This window comes from Selenomonas ruminantium subsp. ruminantium ATCC 12561, from assembly GCF_000424065.1.
Lineage (GTDB): Bacteria > Bacillota > Negativicutes > Selenomonadales > Selenomonadaceae > Selenomonas_A > Selenomonas_A ruminantium.
Genome location: NZ_AUJE01000005.1, coordinates 63,844 through 78,916, shown reverse-complemented (window position 1 = coordinate 78,916; position 15,073 = coordinate 63,844). Strand labels below are relative to the sequence as shown.

Genomic DNA, 15,073 nt, shown 5'->3' with positions numbered 1-15,073 from the left:
TCCCCATGACGGTCGCACTAAAAAAAGAGAGAACCACCCGGATGGATGATTCTCTCCTTAATCTATGCGTTATCGCCTTATGCTTCCACCGTTTCGGTTTCAGCAGCTTCTGCTTCTTCCACTGGTTTCGGGTCGTTATCCACAATCTTGAGGTTGCGGTAACGGCTCATACCCGTACCAGCCGGAATCAGCTTACCGATAATAACGTTTTCTTTGAGGCCGATAAGCGGGTCAACCTTCCCCTTGATGGCGGCATCCGTGAGTACACGGGTGGTTTCCTGGAAGGAAGCAGCCGACATGAAGGAGTCAGTAGCCAGCGATGCCTTGGTGATACCCAGAAGGATCGGTTTAGCCACAGCGGGTTCGCCGTCTTCCTCGATAGCCTTGGTATTGGCGGCTTCGAACTGGTTGATGTCGATGTATTCGCCAGGCAGGAAGTCCGTGCTGCCGGATTCCTCAATCTTAACCTTATGGAGCATCTGACGAACCATAACTTCGATATGCTTATCGTTAATCTCAACGCCCTGAGACTTATACACTTTCTGTACTTCGTATACCAGATAACGCTGGGTTGCCTGCAGGCCGCAGACACGCAGGATATCGTGCGGGTTGATGGAACCTTCGGTGAGCTTGTCACCCGGTTTCAGATGCATACCCTGCTTGGCTGCCATGCGGGCGCCATACGGGATTGCATATTCGCGTGCTTCGCCTTCGTCCGGTACAATCGTAACCTTGCGCATACCCTTACCGGAGTCTTCAACTTCGGCACGGCCTTCAATCTCAGCGATGATGGCATGGTGCTTCGGCTTACGTGCTTCGAACAATTCTTCGACACGCGGAAGACCCTGGGTGATATCGTCACCGGCAACACCGCCGGAGTGGAATGTACGCATGGTGAGCTGTGTACCCGGTTCACCGATGGACTGTGCGGCGATGATACCAACTGCTTCACCGATTTCCACCTCAGCCTGATTAGCGAGATCTCGGCCATAGCACTTGATGCAGACACCGAACTGCGACTTACAGGTGAGTACGCTGCGGATAGATACGCGGTCACGCACTTTTTCGATGCATTTAGCCATATCTTCATCAACGGTATCGTTGATAGAGGCAATGCGTTCGCCCGTAGCCGGGTCGTCAATATCTTCAGCCAGTACACGGCCAACGATACGTTCAGCCAGGGATTCGATGATACCATCGCCTTCCTTGATGGCTTCTACTTCGATACCGCGTACATTGTTGTTGCGCACACGAATTTCCTTGGCATCGGATGCCAGAATCGTGTCAATGATTTCAGCGGTCAGCTTGGTGCCGGCAGCTACAACTACAGCATTTGCGGAGTCAACCACATCACGGGTTACTTCCTTGCCGCTCATTTCGTGAACCAGAGAATCCTTGGCCTTGGCACGGGCAGCAGCATCCGGCTCACCGAGCGTAATGGCTTCGGTAATCATCGCATTGCTGATTGCTGCCTCGGATGCGAGCGAGGAACCGCGTACCATGATTTCACGGATTTCCTTTTCACCGATAAGAGCCAGTTTCTCTTCGTCGAGAATAGTATCACGGGCAAAAAGAACTTCCTTGGTTGCCGGGTCATGCACATCTGCACCCAGCAGACGGCCCATCAGGCTGTCGTTGAGAATTTCCAATGCATCGAAGGTAGACTCGGACAGACGCGCACGAGCCTGTACCAGATTGAGCGTGGAAATATCGCAGTCTTCTTCACGGACGATAACATCCTGTGCTACGTCTACCAGACGACGGGTCAGGTAACCGGAGTCAGCCGTTCTAAGTGCCGTATCGGCCAAGCCTTTGCGGGCACCATGGGAAGAAATAAAGTAATCGGATACGGACAGACCTTCACGGAAGTTTGCCGTGATCGGCAGGTCGATGATTTTACCAGACGGGTCAGCCATCAGACCGCGCATACCGGCCAGCTGACGCATCTGCTGTTTATTACCACGGGCACCGGAGTCAGCCATCATGAAGATCGGGTTGAAGGCGTCCATGTTGTCCATCATGGCGTCAGCCACGTCATCCGTAGCCTTGGACCAGAGGTCAACAACCTTGTGGTAACGTTCTTCTTCCGTAATCAGACCACGGTCATAACGGCGTTCAACCTTATTGACAATCTGCTGCGTATCGTTGATGATGGTCTTCTTCTTCGGCGGCACGATAACGTCGGAGATTGCAACGGTCATACCAGCTACGCAGGCGTAGTGATAGCCGAGGTTCTTAACGTCATCGATAACGTGTGCCGTTTCCGTAGCACCAAAAGCGTTATAGCACTTGGCAACGAGCTTGCCCAGTTCCTTCTTGTTCATCAGAACGCCCAGGCACCACTGGTCGGTTTCTTTGTCCTTGTAGAAGTAACGGATTTCCTTGGGCAGGATTTCGTTGAAAATCATACGGCCCAAAGAAGTCTTGACGAGACCATAACCATCGATGCGGCACTGAATAGCGGCCTGCAGATCGAGGTCATGCTGCTGATAAGCGAGCAGTGCTTCGGCAATGCCCGTGAGCACTTTGCCTTCGCCCTTGGCACCAGGACGGATATTGGTCAGGTAGTAAGAACCCAAAACCATGTCCTGCGAAGGAACGATGATTGGCTTACCATCCTTCGGTGCCAGAATGTGGTTAGCAGCCAGCATCAGGATGCGGGCTTCCGTCTGTGCTTCGGAGGACAGCGGCAGATGGATAGCCATCTGGTCACCGTCGAAGTCGGCGTTGTATGCCGTACAAGCCAGCGGATGCAGCTTCAGCGCGCGGCCTTCGGTGAGTACCGGCTCGAAAGCCTGAATACCGAGACGATGCAGCGTCGGGGCACGGTTCAGGAGAACTGGATGCTCTTTAATAACGCCTTCCAACTCATCCCAGACTTCCGTCTTGGCACGCTCTACCATGCGTTTTGCCGATTTAATATTATGTGCCTTACCGGAAGCGACCAACCGCTTCATAACAAAAGGCTTAAAGAGTTCCAGAGCCATTTCCTTCGGCAGGCCGCACTGATGGAGTTTCAGTTCCGGGCCTACGACGATAACGGAACGGCCAGAGTAGTCAACGCGCTTACCCAAGAGGTTCTGACGGAAACGGCCCTGCTTACCTTTCAGCATATCGGAAAGGGATTTGAGCGGACGGTTGCCCGGGCCCGTAACCGGACGGCCGCGGCGGCCGTTATCAATCAGGGCGTCAACGGCCTCCTGCAGCATGCGCTTTTCGTTGCGCACGATGATGTCCGGCGCACCGAGGTCAAGAAGTCTCTTCAAACGGTTGTTGCGGTTAATCACACGACGATAGAGGTCGTTGAGGTCAGACGTTGCGAAACGGCCGCCATCGAGCTGTACCATCGGACGCAGTTCCGGCGGAATGACCGGCACAACATCCATAATCATCCAGGATGGCTTATTGCCGGACTTGCGGAATGCTTCCACAACTTCCAGACGACGGATGGCGCGAATCTTCTTCTGACCGGAAGCCGTGCGGACTTCCTTGCGCAGAACTTCGCTCATGCGCTCCAAATCGAGCTCATCAAGCAGTTCTTTGATGGCTTCGGCACCCATGCCAACACGGAAGGTGTTGCCATATTTTTCCAAAGCATCGTGATATTCCTTTTCGGAAAGCAGGCTCTTTTTCGCCAAATCCGTATTTTCACCGGCATCAAGTACGATGTAATAAGCAAAGTAGAGAACCTTTTCCAAAGCACGCGGGCTGATGTCTAAGATCAGACCCATGCGGCTCGGAATACCCTTGAAATACCAAATATGTGAAACCGGCGCAGCCAGTTCAATATGTCCCATGCGCTCACGGCGAACCTTGGCGCGCGTTACTTCAACGCCGCAGCGGTCGCAGACAATGCCCTTATAGCGGATACGTTTGTACTTACCGCAATGGCATTCCCAGTCGCGGGTCGGGCCAAAGATACGCTCGCAGAAGAGACCATCGCGCTCAGGTTTGAGCGTACGATAGTTGATGGTCTCCGGCTTCTTGACCTCACCGTAGGACCACTCCCGGATTTTATCCGGGGAGGCCAGACCGATGCGCATCGAATCAAAATTATTTACATCCAGCAAAGAGATGACACTCCCTTCTTATTCCTCACCATTATCCCCATCGATTGCGTCCGGCTCTACGATAGAACCCAGGCTGCCGATGTCGGCAATGATGTCGTCCGGCTTTTCATCATCCGAGGGTGCTCCTTCATCATAGGAGTCTTCCTGCTTCGGTGCAGCTGCACCTTCCTGGCCGGGTTCAATCCCTGCCACGTCAAAATCAAGTTTCTTGGCCGTTTCGTTGATATCTTCGTCGTCCTCATCCTGCAAGGAGATTTCCTTGGCATCTTCGTTGAGTACCTTGATATCGAGACCAATGGACTGCAGTTCCTTAATGAGTACCTTGAAGGACTCCGGTACCCCCGGTTCCGGGATGTTTTCACCCTTGACGATTGCTTCGTAAGCCTTAACACGGCCCACCACGTCATCGGACTTAACCGTCAGGATTTCCTGCAGGGTATAAGCTGCGCCGTATGCTTCCAGCGCCCAAACTTCCATTTCACCGAAGCGCTGGCCGCCGAACTGAGCTTTACCACCCAGCGGCTGCTGCGTAACGAGGGAGTACGGGCCGGTAGAACGCGCATGAATCTTATCGGCAACCAAATGATGCAGTTTAAGGAAGTACGTGCAGCCAACGGTTACGCGGTTTTCGAACGGTTCACCAGTACGGCCATCATAGAGGATTGTCTTGGCATCGTCAGCCAGACCAGCAGCACGAATCGTACCGAATACGGCTTCGTCGCTTGCACCATCGAATACCGGTGTAGCGATATGCAGACCGGCAACGTCCGGAATCGGCATACCATTCTTGTCGAAGTCATAACCAGCTTCACGCAGACGAGCTTCAACCGTCGGGTCGCCATCTTTAATCTGCTGACCGAGAACCTTAACAGCCATACCCAAATGGGCTTCCAAAATCTGACCGATGTTCATTCGGGACGGCACGCCTAATGGGTTCAGCACGATATCAACCGGCGTACCATCCGGCAGGAACGGCATATCTTCCTGACGCATAATGCGGGAAACGACACCCTTGTTACCGTGACGACCTGCCATCTTATCGCCGACAGAAATCTTACGTTTCTGTGCGATGTAGACGCGAACCAGACGGTTTACGCCAGGCGGCAGTTCATCGTTGTTTTCGCGGGTGAAAATCTTAACGTCAACAATCTTACCCTGTTCACCATGCGGTACACGCAGAGAAGTGTCGCGGACTTCGCGGGCCTTTTCACCGAAGATGGCACGCAGCAGGCGTTCTTCAGCGGTGAGTTCCGTTTCGCCCTTCGGCGTAACCTTACCGACAAGGATATCGCCAGGACGTACATCGGCACCAATGCGAATGATACCTTCTTCGTCCAAATCCTTCAGCGCTTCTTCAGCTACATTCGGGATATCGCGCGTGATTTCTTCAGGTCCAAGTTTCGTATCGCGGGCATCGCATTCGTATTCTTCAATATGAATGGACGTATAGAGGTCGCGTTTTACGAGGTTTTCGGACAGGAGCACGGCGTCCTCGTAGTTGTAGCCTTCCCATGGCATGTAGGCAACAACGATGTTGTAACCCAATGCCAGTTCGCCGTGGTCCGTAGCCGGGCCATCAGCAATAGGCTGTTTTTCTACGACTTCATCGCCTTTGTAGACGATAGGAATCTGATTTATGCAAGTTCCCTGGTTAGAACGGATAAATTTCTGGAGTTTGTAATGGTCAAGCTCGCCATTCTTCGTGCGGACGTCAATGTAATCAGCCGTTACATTTTCAATCACACCGGCACGCTTAGCCAAAATCATAACGCCGGAGTCACAGGCTGCCTTGTATTCCATACCGGTACCAACGAGCGGTGCCTGCGTACGGAGCAGAGGTACAGCCTGACGCTGCATGTTCGCACCCATCAGGGCACGGTTAGCATCGTCGTTTTCGAGGAACGGAATCATCGCCGTTGCAATGGAGAACACCTGACGCGGACTAACGTCCATGTAGTCAACGGTTTCACGGGCATGCAGACCGGTTTCCTCGTTGTAACGAGCCGTTACACGCGGATTTACGAACCATTCGTTTTCGTCCAGCGGTTCGTTGGCCTGTGCGATTACGAGTTCATCCTCTTCATCAGCGGTGAGGTAACGCACTTCGTCCGTTACACGCTGCGTTTCCTTGTCCACACGGCGGTACGGCGTTTCCATAAAGCCGAACTGGTTCACACGGGCATAAGTTGCCAGCGAACCGATAAGACCGATGTTTGGGCCTTCAGGCGACTCTACCGGGCACATACGACCATAGTGCGAGTTGTGTACGTCGCGGACTTCGAAGCCTGCGCGCTCACGGGACAGACCGCCCGGGCCGAGTGCCGACAGACGGCGCTTATGCGTAAGTTCGGACAGCGGATTGTGCTGGTCCATGAACTGGGACAGCTGGGAGGAACCGAAGAATTCCTTGATGGCTGCCACGACCGGACGGATATTGATGAGTGCCTGCGGCGTGATGACATCCACATCCTGGATGGTCATGCGCTCGCGAACCACACGTTCCATACGAGAAAGACCGATGCGGAACTGATTCTGCAGCAGTTCACCTACAGCACGCACGCGGCGGTTGCCCAGATGGTCGATATCGTCCGTGCTGCCTACACCATCCATGAGGTTCAGCAGATAGTTAATAGAAGCGATGATATCGTTCTTCGTAATCGTGCGGTCATGGATATCAAGCGTCGGCGAGCACAGGAGCTTCATGCGGCTGCCATCTTTCTTCAGCAGATAGAGCTGCACAATCTGACCTTCGCCGAAAATCTGACGCTCACGTTCTACATCCACAGCATCCAGCATTGCTTCCGTTACTACTTCATTAGCCGGAATAACAATTTCGCCGGTTTCCATATCCACGACAGGTTCAGCCAGAACCTTACCCAAAATACGACGCTTCCAGCCTAGCTTCTTGGTCAGCTTATAGCGGCCAACCGTAGCCAGATCGTAACGCTTCGGGTCAAAGAACAGCGAATCCAAAAGCTGCTGGGCATTGTCTTCATTGGCAGGTTCGCCCGGACGCAGACGGCGGTAAATTTCAATTACAGCCTTGCCCTGGGACTTTACATCCTCGCCATCGCGTTCCAGCGTGTTCATGATGCGGGGATCTTCACCAAAGAGGTCAATGATTTCTTCATCAGTAGCAAAACCAAGGGCGCGAATGAAGTAAGTCACCGGCATCTTACGCGTACGGTCGATACGGACAGACACCACATCATTGGTATCTGTTTCCAGTTCGATCCACGCACCACGGTTCGGAATAACCGTAGCATTATAAAGATGCTTGCCTGTCGGATCGATTTCCTCTCCATAATATGCACCTGGAGAACGAACCAACTGGCTGACGATAACGCGCTCTGCACCGTTGATGATAAACGTACCGGTATCCGTCATAAGCGGGAAATCGCCCATGAACACTTCCTGCTCTTTAATTTCGCCTGTTTCACGATTGATAAGACGGACATTCACGCGAATGGGAGCAGCCAGCGTCACATCACGCTCTTTGCATTCGTCGAGCGTATACTTCGGATCGCCCAGTGAGAAGCTCTCAAAGGACAGCACGAGATTACCCGAAAAGTCCTGAATCGGCGAAATGTCATTAAAGATGTCCTGCAAACCTTCATCAAGGAACCACTGGTAGCTGTTCCGCTGAATATCCAACAGATGCGGCATCTCCATAACTTCCTTGATTTTAGCATAGCTATACCTGGTTCTTTTGCCTACCGGCACAGGATTAAATAACAAATCCTTCACCCCTTAGCCTGTTTACTAGAATTATTTCCTGAAATGTAGGGCATTATAGCACGCTGAAAAGAACGGAATGGATGAACAAGAAAAAAAACAAGGTCTAACAAAACTTTACACCTTGCTTCCAGTCCCTTTCCGTTTGCGCACACTAATCCCTATGCAATTTCCTGTAGTTTTTAAGTTTAGCACCTATTTACGCTGATGTCAAGGGTGGAAAAACAGATAAAAATAAAACTTTTCCTTTACTCTTCTCCATACCAATATAGCATTACCGTCACCCATCCCCCCTGCTGGCGGAAATCACATTGGGCACTGTATTTGCGAACAAAAGCACGCAGGGATATCATACCCGCGCCGTGACCAGGTTCGTCGCTATAAGGCAGGCCCTCACTGTCCATGAGCAGTGGTTCTTTAAACCGGTTGGCTACCGACAATACGAATTGCCGACCTGTATATTGTGCCGAAACCTTGATTGCACGATCTATGACCGGCTGTTTCATGCTGGCATGCAGGGCATTTTCCAGTAAATTGGACAGGACGATTGCCAAATCCATATCCATACCGCCCATATCCCGTGGCAGATTGAGTTTCTGCTGCAGAGATATCTCCAACTTGCTCAGATGATAATGAAAAATCGACATGGTCGCGTTAATGAGGTCATTTGCACAAAATTCCTGCATTGTTGTATGTTCAAGATCCGCCAATTGTTTATCCACCAGCTGCTTAGCCTCGCGGATACGTCCACTATCCAACAGCGTACTAAGCAGGCGATTATAATGACGCATATCATGACGCAGGACACGCATCGCCTGACGTTTCTCCTCATTCAGGCGCGTATATTCCCTTAAAGCATAAAGCTGCTGCGCCAACAGATTGTTCCGGTTAACCTCCGCAGTATGTTCGGACATTTGATGTGCAGCCGTGAGCACCAGCCGAAAGATAAGAAAAAAGATAATCGGCAGAGCCAAACGTCCTAACCGTTCAGGCATACTGTGATAAAGCTGGTTGTCCATAATGGGTAATACATAAGCAAAGAGAACCACCATAGGCATCGATGCGATATAAAGCCCCAAATGACGATACTGAAAGAATCGCTGCGCCGGAACAAGCTGGCTGAACCAGCGGCGTTCCAGCGGAATCAACAGCAGGAACAGTACGAGATAGCAATACATAAGTGCCAGCATATGCATATTCTCACCGTAATCAGGCGGCAGTGCTGCTATGACCAAAAACGCACTGAGCGTATGCAGCAGTATCGAAAAAAGGCTTTGCATTCCTATGACAAATAAATGCTGTACAAATCCCCGGGGAATACAATAATACGAAATCAGGAAGAAGGGAATCCAGCCTAAAGCTACCAGTAGCTTAAAGCGTAAGACATCGCCTTCATACATCGTCATAACTGCCGCATAAGTCAAAAATGCCAACAATGCCCACCCTGCCGATAGTTGCAGCAAATTCCGACGCTGAACAGCCAAAACGGTATGAGCAAAAGGAAGATAACGCAGCCAAACACCTGTAAGCTGGACTAAAACCAATGCCAGTGCCAAGAGAAAAATCATTTTATACCCTCACTTTCTGAGCAAATATTCCATATACTCATGTGCAGTCTCTCGATAAAGCCGCCTGCTGATAGGCAGCTGTTCGCCATTTTTCAACACAAAACTATCTGCCATAAGCGTTTCTACCGCAGCAAGATTGACCATCAGACGATTATAACACTCTACAAAATCCCTTTGTTCCAATGCTGTGGCAGCCTCAGTATACGAAGTATCCACAGCCATCGTTTCTCCCGTCTGCAGGTGAATAACACTGCCACGCCGTCCGCCAACCCGGCGTCCTCCCTGAACATCAATGTAAGCGATACGCTCAATATTGATCTGCAGCATACGGCCATGTCTTTGTACGTTGATTATATTTGCCATCAAATCCGGCAAACAATGATGCAAAATATCCTTCAACTGCGGAACAGCCCGATTTATAGGCTTCAGCAAATAGCCCGCCGGAAAGACCTGATATCCTTCCAGCGCATAATCAGCACTGCTGGTCAAAAATATGATGGGCAGCCGCTCTGCCTGTTGCCGTATGGCCAATGCGGTTTTGATACCATTGATTCCTTCCATGCAGATATCCAAAAAGATTAACTGAAAATCTTCCGGCTTAAATACCTGGAGGAAATTCTCCCCACTGGTAAACATCTGCACTTCAGCCTGTATTACGTTCTTTATTCCGCAAAGCTGCAAGGCCTGTTGTAAATCCTCACGTGCCTGCTGTTCATCGTCGATAATAGCAATTTTCACAATTTTTCCTCTTTACAATCAAAAAGCCTTTTGTCTATTTTACCACTTTTGGCATATTTCGACCACTTTTGGCAAAGATATAGATTTTCCTGTTAAGTTTAGCTAAAATTATGATTAATTGGATTCTTATATTAAGGAGGAGAACAGGCCATGAATATTAACGCCGGTGAACGCCGCCACATAATAGCTGTGGATGACGATGACTTCAACCTGATGACCCTGGAAGCCATTCTCAGCGTTGACTATGATTTTACCGCAGTAAGCAGCGGCCCTGAAGCACTCACGCTGCTTACAAAACAATCTGCAGATCTCATACTCCTCGATATCAATATGCCACAAATGGATGGTTTTGAAGTGCTCGCTGCCCTGCAGGACAATCCCCAAACACGCGCCATTCCTGTAATCATGCTTACAGGAGATCTGGAGCAGGAAACAGAGGTGCGGGGCATTCAGGCCGGTGCCTTTGATTTTGTTCATAAGCCCTTCATCCCTACATTAATTCTACGCCGCATTGAAAGAACCCTGCAACTAAAAGCATTGCAGCATCATATGCAGCAGGAAATTGACAAGCAGACCGCTATCGCTCAGGAACGGCTGGCCTCTACACAGCAGCTGTTCCGGGAAATGACTGAAGCTTTGGCTGACACCATTGATGCTAAAGATAAATATACCCGCGGTCATTCCCATCGCGTAGCGGATTACGCCTGGGAAATTGCCCGCCGGGCAGGCAAATCCGAAGAATATCAGCGTGATGTTTACTATATGGCCCAGCTCCACGATATCGGCAAAATCGGCATTCCTTCCAGCCTGATCAATAAAAGCGGCAAGCTGACAGACGAAGAATATGCTTTTATGAAGCAACACACCACTATCGGTGGCTCCATTCTCACCCATGTAAAGGAAATGCCGGAACTTGTAGGCGCTGCCCGCCACCATCACGAACGCTATGATGGCACAGGTTACCCGGACGGACTTAAGGGCACCGCTATCCCGGAAAAGGTACGCATAATCTCCGTGGCCGACGCCTACGATGCCATGACCTCCAAGCGCAGCTATCGCGATGCCCTGCCTCAGGACCGCGTCCGGCAGGAAATTGTCAAGAGCCGCGGAACACAGCTTGATCCTGTTTTTGCCGACATCATGCTGCAGATGATCGATGAAGATGTCCATTACCAGCTTCGGGAGGGATGATTATGAGTTTTTGGCTGCATCACAGCTTATCACACTGGGCTACCCGGCTTATTGTAGGCTTCATCTTAATTGTACTGGCTGCCGCCTGCTGGATTTTTTCCAGCAGCACCTTTGACCAGCCCAAGCCCAAAGCCGGCATCATACTGCTGGGCGGCATTAATGAGGAAGGCTGGAACGCGCCTCAATATCGTGGTATTCGCAAGGCTTGCAATACCATGGGCATAAACCTGTTATTCAGGGAAAATGTCAACACCGAGGGTGCCTGCACTAAAGCTGTTCAAGAGATGGCAGATGCTGGCGCTGGCATGATTTTTTTAGCCAGTTTCTCTTATTCTCAGGAAGCGCAAAAATTTGTCCACGAATATCCTCATATTGCCTTTGGCACCAACTCTGCCGAATGCCATGCCCGCAACATGACTTCCTATTTCGTCCGCATGTATCAGGGACGATATCTGGCCGGTGCCTTAGCCGGCATGCACACAAAAAGCAATGTTATCGGCTATGTGGCCGCCATGGAAAACTCCGAAGTCAACCGCGGCATCAATGCCTTTACCCTCGGTGTACAGCAAACCAACCCTAATGCCCGCGTTGTGGTTATGTGGACAGGCAGCTGGCAAAACGAAAGCAAAGAGGCGGAAGAAGCCCGCCGTCTGATAACCGAAGCAGGGGCCGATGTTCTTACCTATCATCAGGACGAACCGGCAGCAGCGGATGTTGCCGAGGAACTGGGCATTGACTATATCGGTTACTACGAGGATTTAGGCAAACATTCCTGGCGCTCTGAACATGCGCTGACCTCTGTAATCTGCAACTGGGACCGCTACTACGAGGATATCATCCGCCGTTATCTCAAAGGCGAACTCAACTATGTGGACAAGCAATGGGTCGGCATGGAAGCCGATTTTGTTGAATTATGCGAGTTTTCCTCTGCCGTCACAGATGACGAAAAAGCAAAACTGATACAGTTAAAGGAACGAATGCTTGCCGGTCGCTTCGTCTTCGCCGGTGAAATCTATGACCGGCAAGGCCAGCTGCGCTGCCGTGCCGATGAATCGATTCGGGATGACCGCCTGCTCCAACACATGGACTGGCTGGTAAAGGGGGTGGAGATTCTTGAATAACCGCAAAAAAATGGTGCTCACCATTATGATGACCCTGTTGCTGATTTTCCTGTCCGGAATCTTTATCCAGCAACGGATTGTGGATATGCTGAATAAGGCCGCGGAACTCTCCGTGGCCCGGCAGACTGAAGATATTTCACTGCTCGCCGCTGAACGCTTCCACCGCTTCATGACACCATTGCAGACAGCAGCCCATCATCTTTCAGCGCATGAACAGGACAAGGAAGTTGTTATCCAAATGCTTACTAAGCAGAATCCCCAAGGCCAGGCCGGCCTCATTGATTTTCAGCACCATACCATTGGCCGTTTTCTGTCTACCACTTCTTTTCCACGTCTGCAAACGGCCTTCCATGGCAATACCATTATCGACTATAACCCTGATATCGGCATACTGCTTGCCACTCCTGTTTTTTTCGGCGACAATGTCCGCTATGTCCTTTATCAGGTCTATCCACCGGAAATGCTGCCCAAACTATTTGCACTATCCGACTATGATGCTTTTACCCATGTCATCATTCAATACCGCGATGGGACTTTAGCTGTTCCCTATGAAAACTATACCACCAAGGATACACGTTTTTGGGCTGACGACACCATTCAAGCCGGTATGCAGGAAGTTCATGAGCGTCTGAAACGCAATAAAGCAGCCGCCGTCTACACCGAAGGAGCCGAAGGAAAATTCTTCGTTTTCGGTGCAGATTTGCCGCAGACCGATTTTTCCATGATTGGCTATATGCCCTGGTCGGCAGTAGCCGGACAAATCACCAGTATCTATCAGCGCGTGCTCTTCCTCTTTTCGCTGATGCTGATTCTCTTTGCCTGCCTGAGCATCTATCTGCTCATGGCCCAGACCAGCGTAGCCGAAACCGAGGAGCTGCGCAAGGCGCGGTTGGAAGCAGATGCTGCCAATCAGGCCAAAAGCCAGTTTCTCGCCAATATGAGCCATGAAATCCGCACACCGCTGAATGCCATCAGCGGCATGAATGAAATGATTCTGCGGCAGAAGCTGCCCAAAGAAGTCCGGCAGTATGCCAGCAATATCAAATCGGCAACTGCCGCGCTGTTGACCATCATCAACGAAATCCTGGACTTCTCAAAAATTGAATCCGGACATATCGAAATCGTTCCTACCGATTATCAGCTGGAGACCATACTGCGCGAAGTCTGCACATTGGTCGGCTTGCGTGCTCAAGCCAAAAACCTGCAATTCCGGATTCACGTTGACCCTTATCTGCCCAACAATCTATATGGTGATGCCGGACGTATTCGCCAGATTCTCATCAATCTGCTGAATAACGCCATCAAGTATACCCCCTCCGGTTCCGTTACGCTGGACGTCAGTGGACATCGCAGTGAAAACACACTCCATTTGCGGGCAGCCGTTACCGATACCGGTATCGGTATCCGCGAAGAGGACAAAAACCGGCTTTTCCACGTATTTGAACGGCTGGACATTGAACGCAATCGCCAAATTGAGGGCACTGGCTTAGGGCTGGCCATCACACAACGTCTGCTGACAATGATGAAGGGCAGCATAAAAGTCGACAGCATATACGGTGAAGGCAGTACCTTTACCATTGAACTGCCGCAGCCCATTCAGTCCTTTGATCCCATAGGCGATTTCAACCTCGACGCACAACCAGTCTATGAAACAGATTTAAGTGCGCATACAGACTTTATCGCCCCCTCGGCCCATGTACTGCTTGTTGATGACAACGATATGAACTGTTTTGTGGCCTCCAGTCTGCTTCAGGAAACGCAGGTGCAAATCACTATCGCTCATAGTGGTAACGAAGCTTTGGAAGCTCTGCAAAAGCAATCATTTCATGTGGTGCTGCTCGACCATATGATGCCGGGCATGGATGGCATAGAAACCCTGCATAAGGCAAAAGAGCTCCCCAATATCGGCAATACACGTTTTATTGCCCTGACGGCAACGGCTATATCCGGTTCCCGGGAAAAATTCCTTGCCGAAGGCTTTGACAGCTATCTGAGCAAGCCTATGACGGGTGCTGAACTTACCGCTATGCTGCAGCGTTACCTGCCACCTGAAGTTTTAGCGCCGGTCTCATCAAGACAAACGCCCTCGGCAACAGCAGATTTAACATCTGCCCCCGCCACTGCCGAACCTGCTGCCGAACCTGCTGCCGAACCTGCTGCCGAACCTGCTGCTGAACCTGTTGCTCCTCCCCCTGCCTCAAATGAGCCCCTTATCGACCAGGAAGTCGGGCTGAAATATTGCAACAATATGCAGGCGATTTATAATAATGTACTTACCCTGTTCAACAAGCATTCTGAAGATAAAATTGCACAAATGGATAATGATTATACTACCGGCAATTGGAAAAACTACCGCATAAATATCCATGCGCTAAAATCCACTGCACTGACCATCGGCTGCCGCAGCCTGAACAAAAAAGCCCAGGATCAGGAACAGGCTGCCAAAGATTATTTGGCAGAAGATGCTACCGCAGAAGAACAGCAGCAAGCATTAAACTATCTCCAGGAACATCACGCTGGCATTATGGAGCTTTACCGCCAGGTTGCCAAAGAAGCAAAACCTCAATAACTATTCTAAACAAACAAAAAAGCTGTGAAGGTGAACTTAAGTCCACACTTCACAGCTTTTCTTATATTACGGATTTCAGGA

At 50.6% G+C, this 15,073-nt stretch carries 7 protein-coding genes; 3 read left to right on the top strand and 4 right to left on the bottom strand.

What is annotated here, in order from left to right; genetic code table 11:
• Nucleotides 1-77: 77 nt before the first annotated feature.
• The 4 genes from rpoC to G598_RS0103820 form a co-directional block, all read right to left on the bottom strand.
• Entirely contained in the window at nt 78-4,070 is a 3,993-nt protein-coding gene (gene rpoC, locus G598_RS16990) for a DNA-directed RNA polymerase subunit beta' (protein WP_037363148.1), read from the bottom strand.
• 18 nt (nt 4,071-4,088) lie between these two features.
• On the bottom strand, nt 4,089-7,808 hold the full coding sequence (gene rpoB, locus G598_RS0103830) for a DNA-directed RNA polymerase subunit beta (protein ID WP_026765816.1): 3,720 nt from the start codon (nt 7,806-7,808) through the stop codon (nt 4,089-4,091).
• A 245-nt stretch (nt 7,809-8,053) separates the two neighbouring features.
• Entirely contained in the window at nt 8,054-9,373 is a 1,320-nt protein-coding gene (locus G598_RS0103825) for a sensor histidine kinase (RefSeq protein ID WP_026765815.1), read from the bottom strand.
• A gap of 9 nt (nt 9,374-9,382) precedes the next feature.
• Nucleotides 9,383-10,111, bottom strand: coding sequence for a LytR/AlgR family response regulator transcription factor (locus tag G598_RS0103820; RefSeq protein ID WP_026765814.1), 729 nt, complete (start codon nt 10,109-10,111; stop codon nt 9,383-9,385).
• Nucleotides 10,112-10,261: 150 nt separating this feature from the next.
• Here G598_RS0103820 and G598_RS0103815 point away from each other — a divergent pair, with 150 nt between their 5' ends.
• Genes G598_RS0103815 through G598_RS18475 form a run of 3 tightly spaced genes read left to right on the top strand, consistent with a single transcriptional unit; the run spans nt 10,262 to nt 14,992 of the window.
• Nucleotides 10,262-11,302, top strand: a complete 1,041-nt coding sequence (locus tag G598_RS0103815) for an HD domain-containing phosphohydrolase (RefSeq protein ID WP_026765813.1) — start codon at nt 10,262-10,264, stop codon at nt 11,300-11,302.
• Nucleotides 11,303-11,304: 2 nt separating this feature from the next.
• Nucleotides 11,305-12,423, top strand: coding sequence for a BMP family ABC transporter substrate-binding protein (locus G598_RS16985; RefSeq protein WP_051179909.1), 1,119 nt, complete (start codon nt 11,305-11,307; stop codon nt 12,421-12,423).
• Nucleotides 12,416-14,992: an ATP-binding protein gene (locus G598_RS18475; protein ID WP_051179907.1), complete on the top strand. Its 2,577-nt coding sequence runs from the start codon at nt 12,416-12,418 to the stop codon at nt 14,990-14,992. The genes G598_RS16985 and G598_RS18475 overlap by 8 nt, the downstream gene beginning before the upstream one ends.
• The last annotated feature ends 81 nt before the right edge of the window (nt 14,993-15,073 follow it).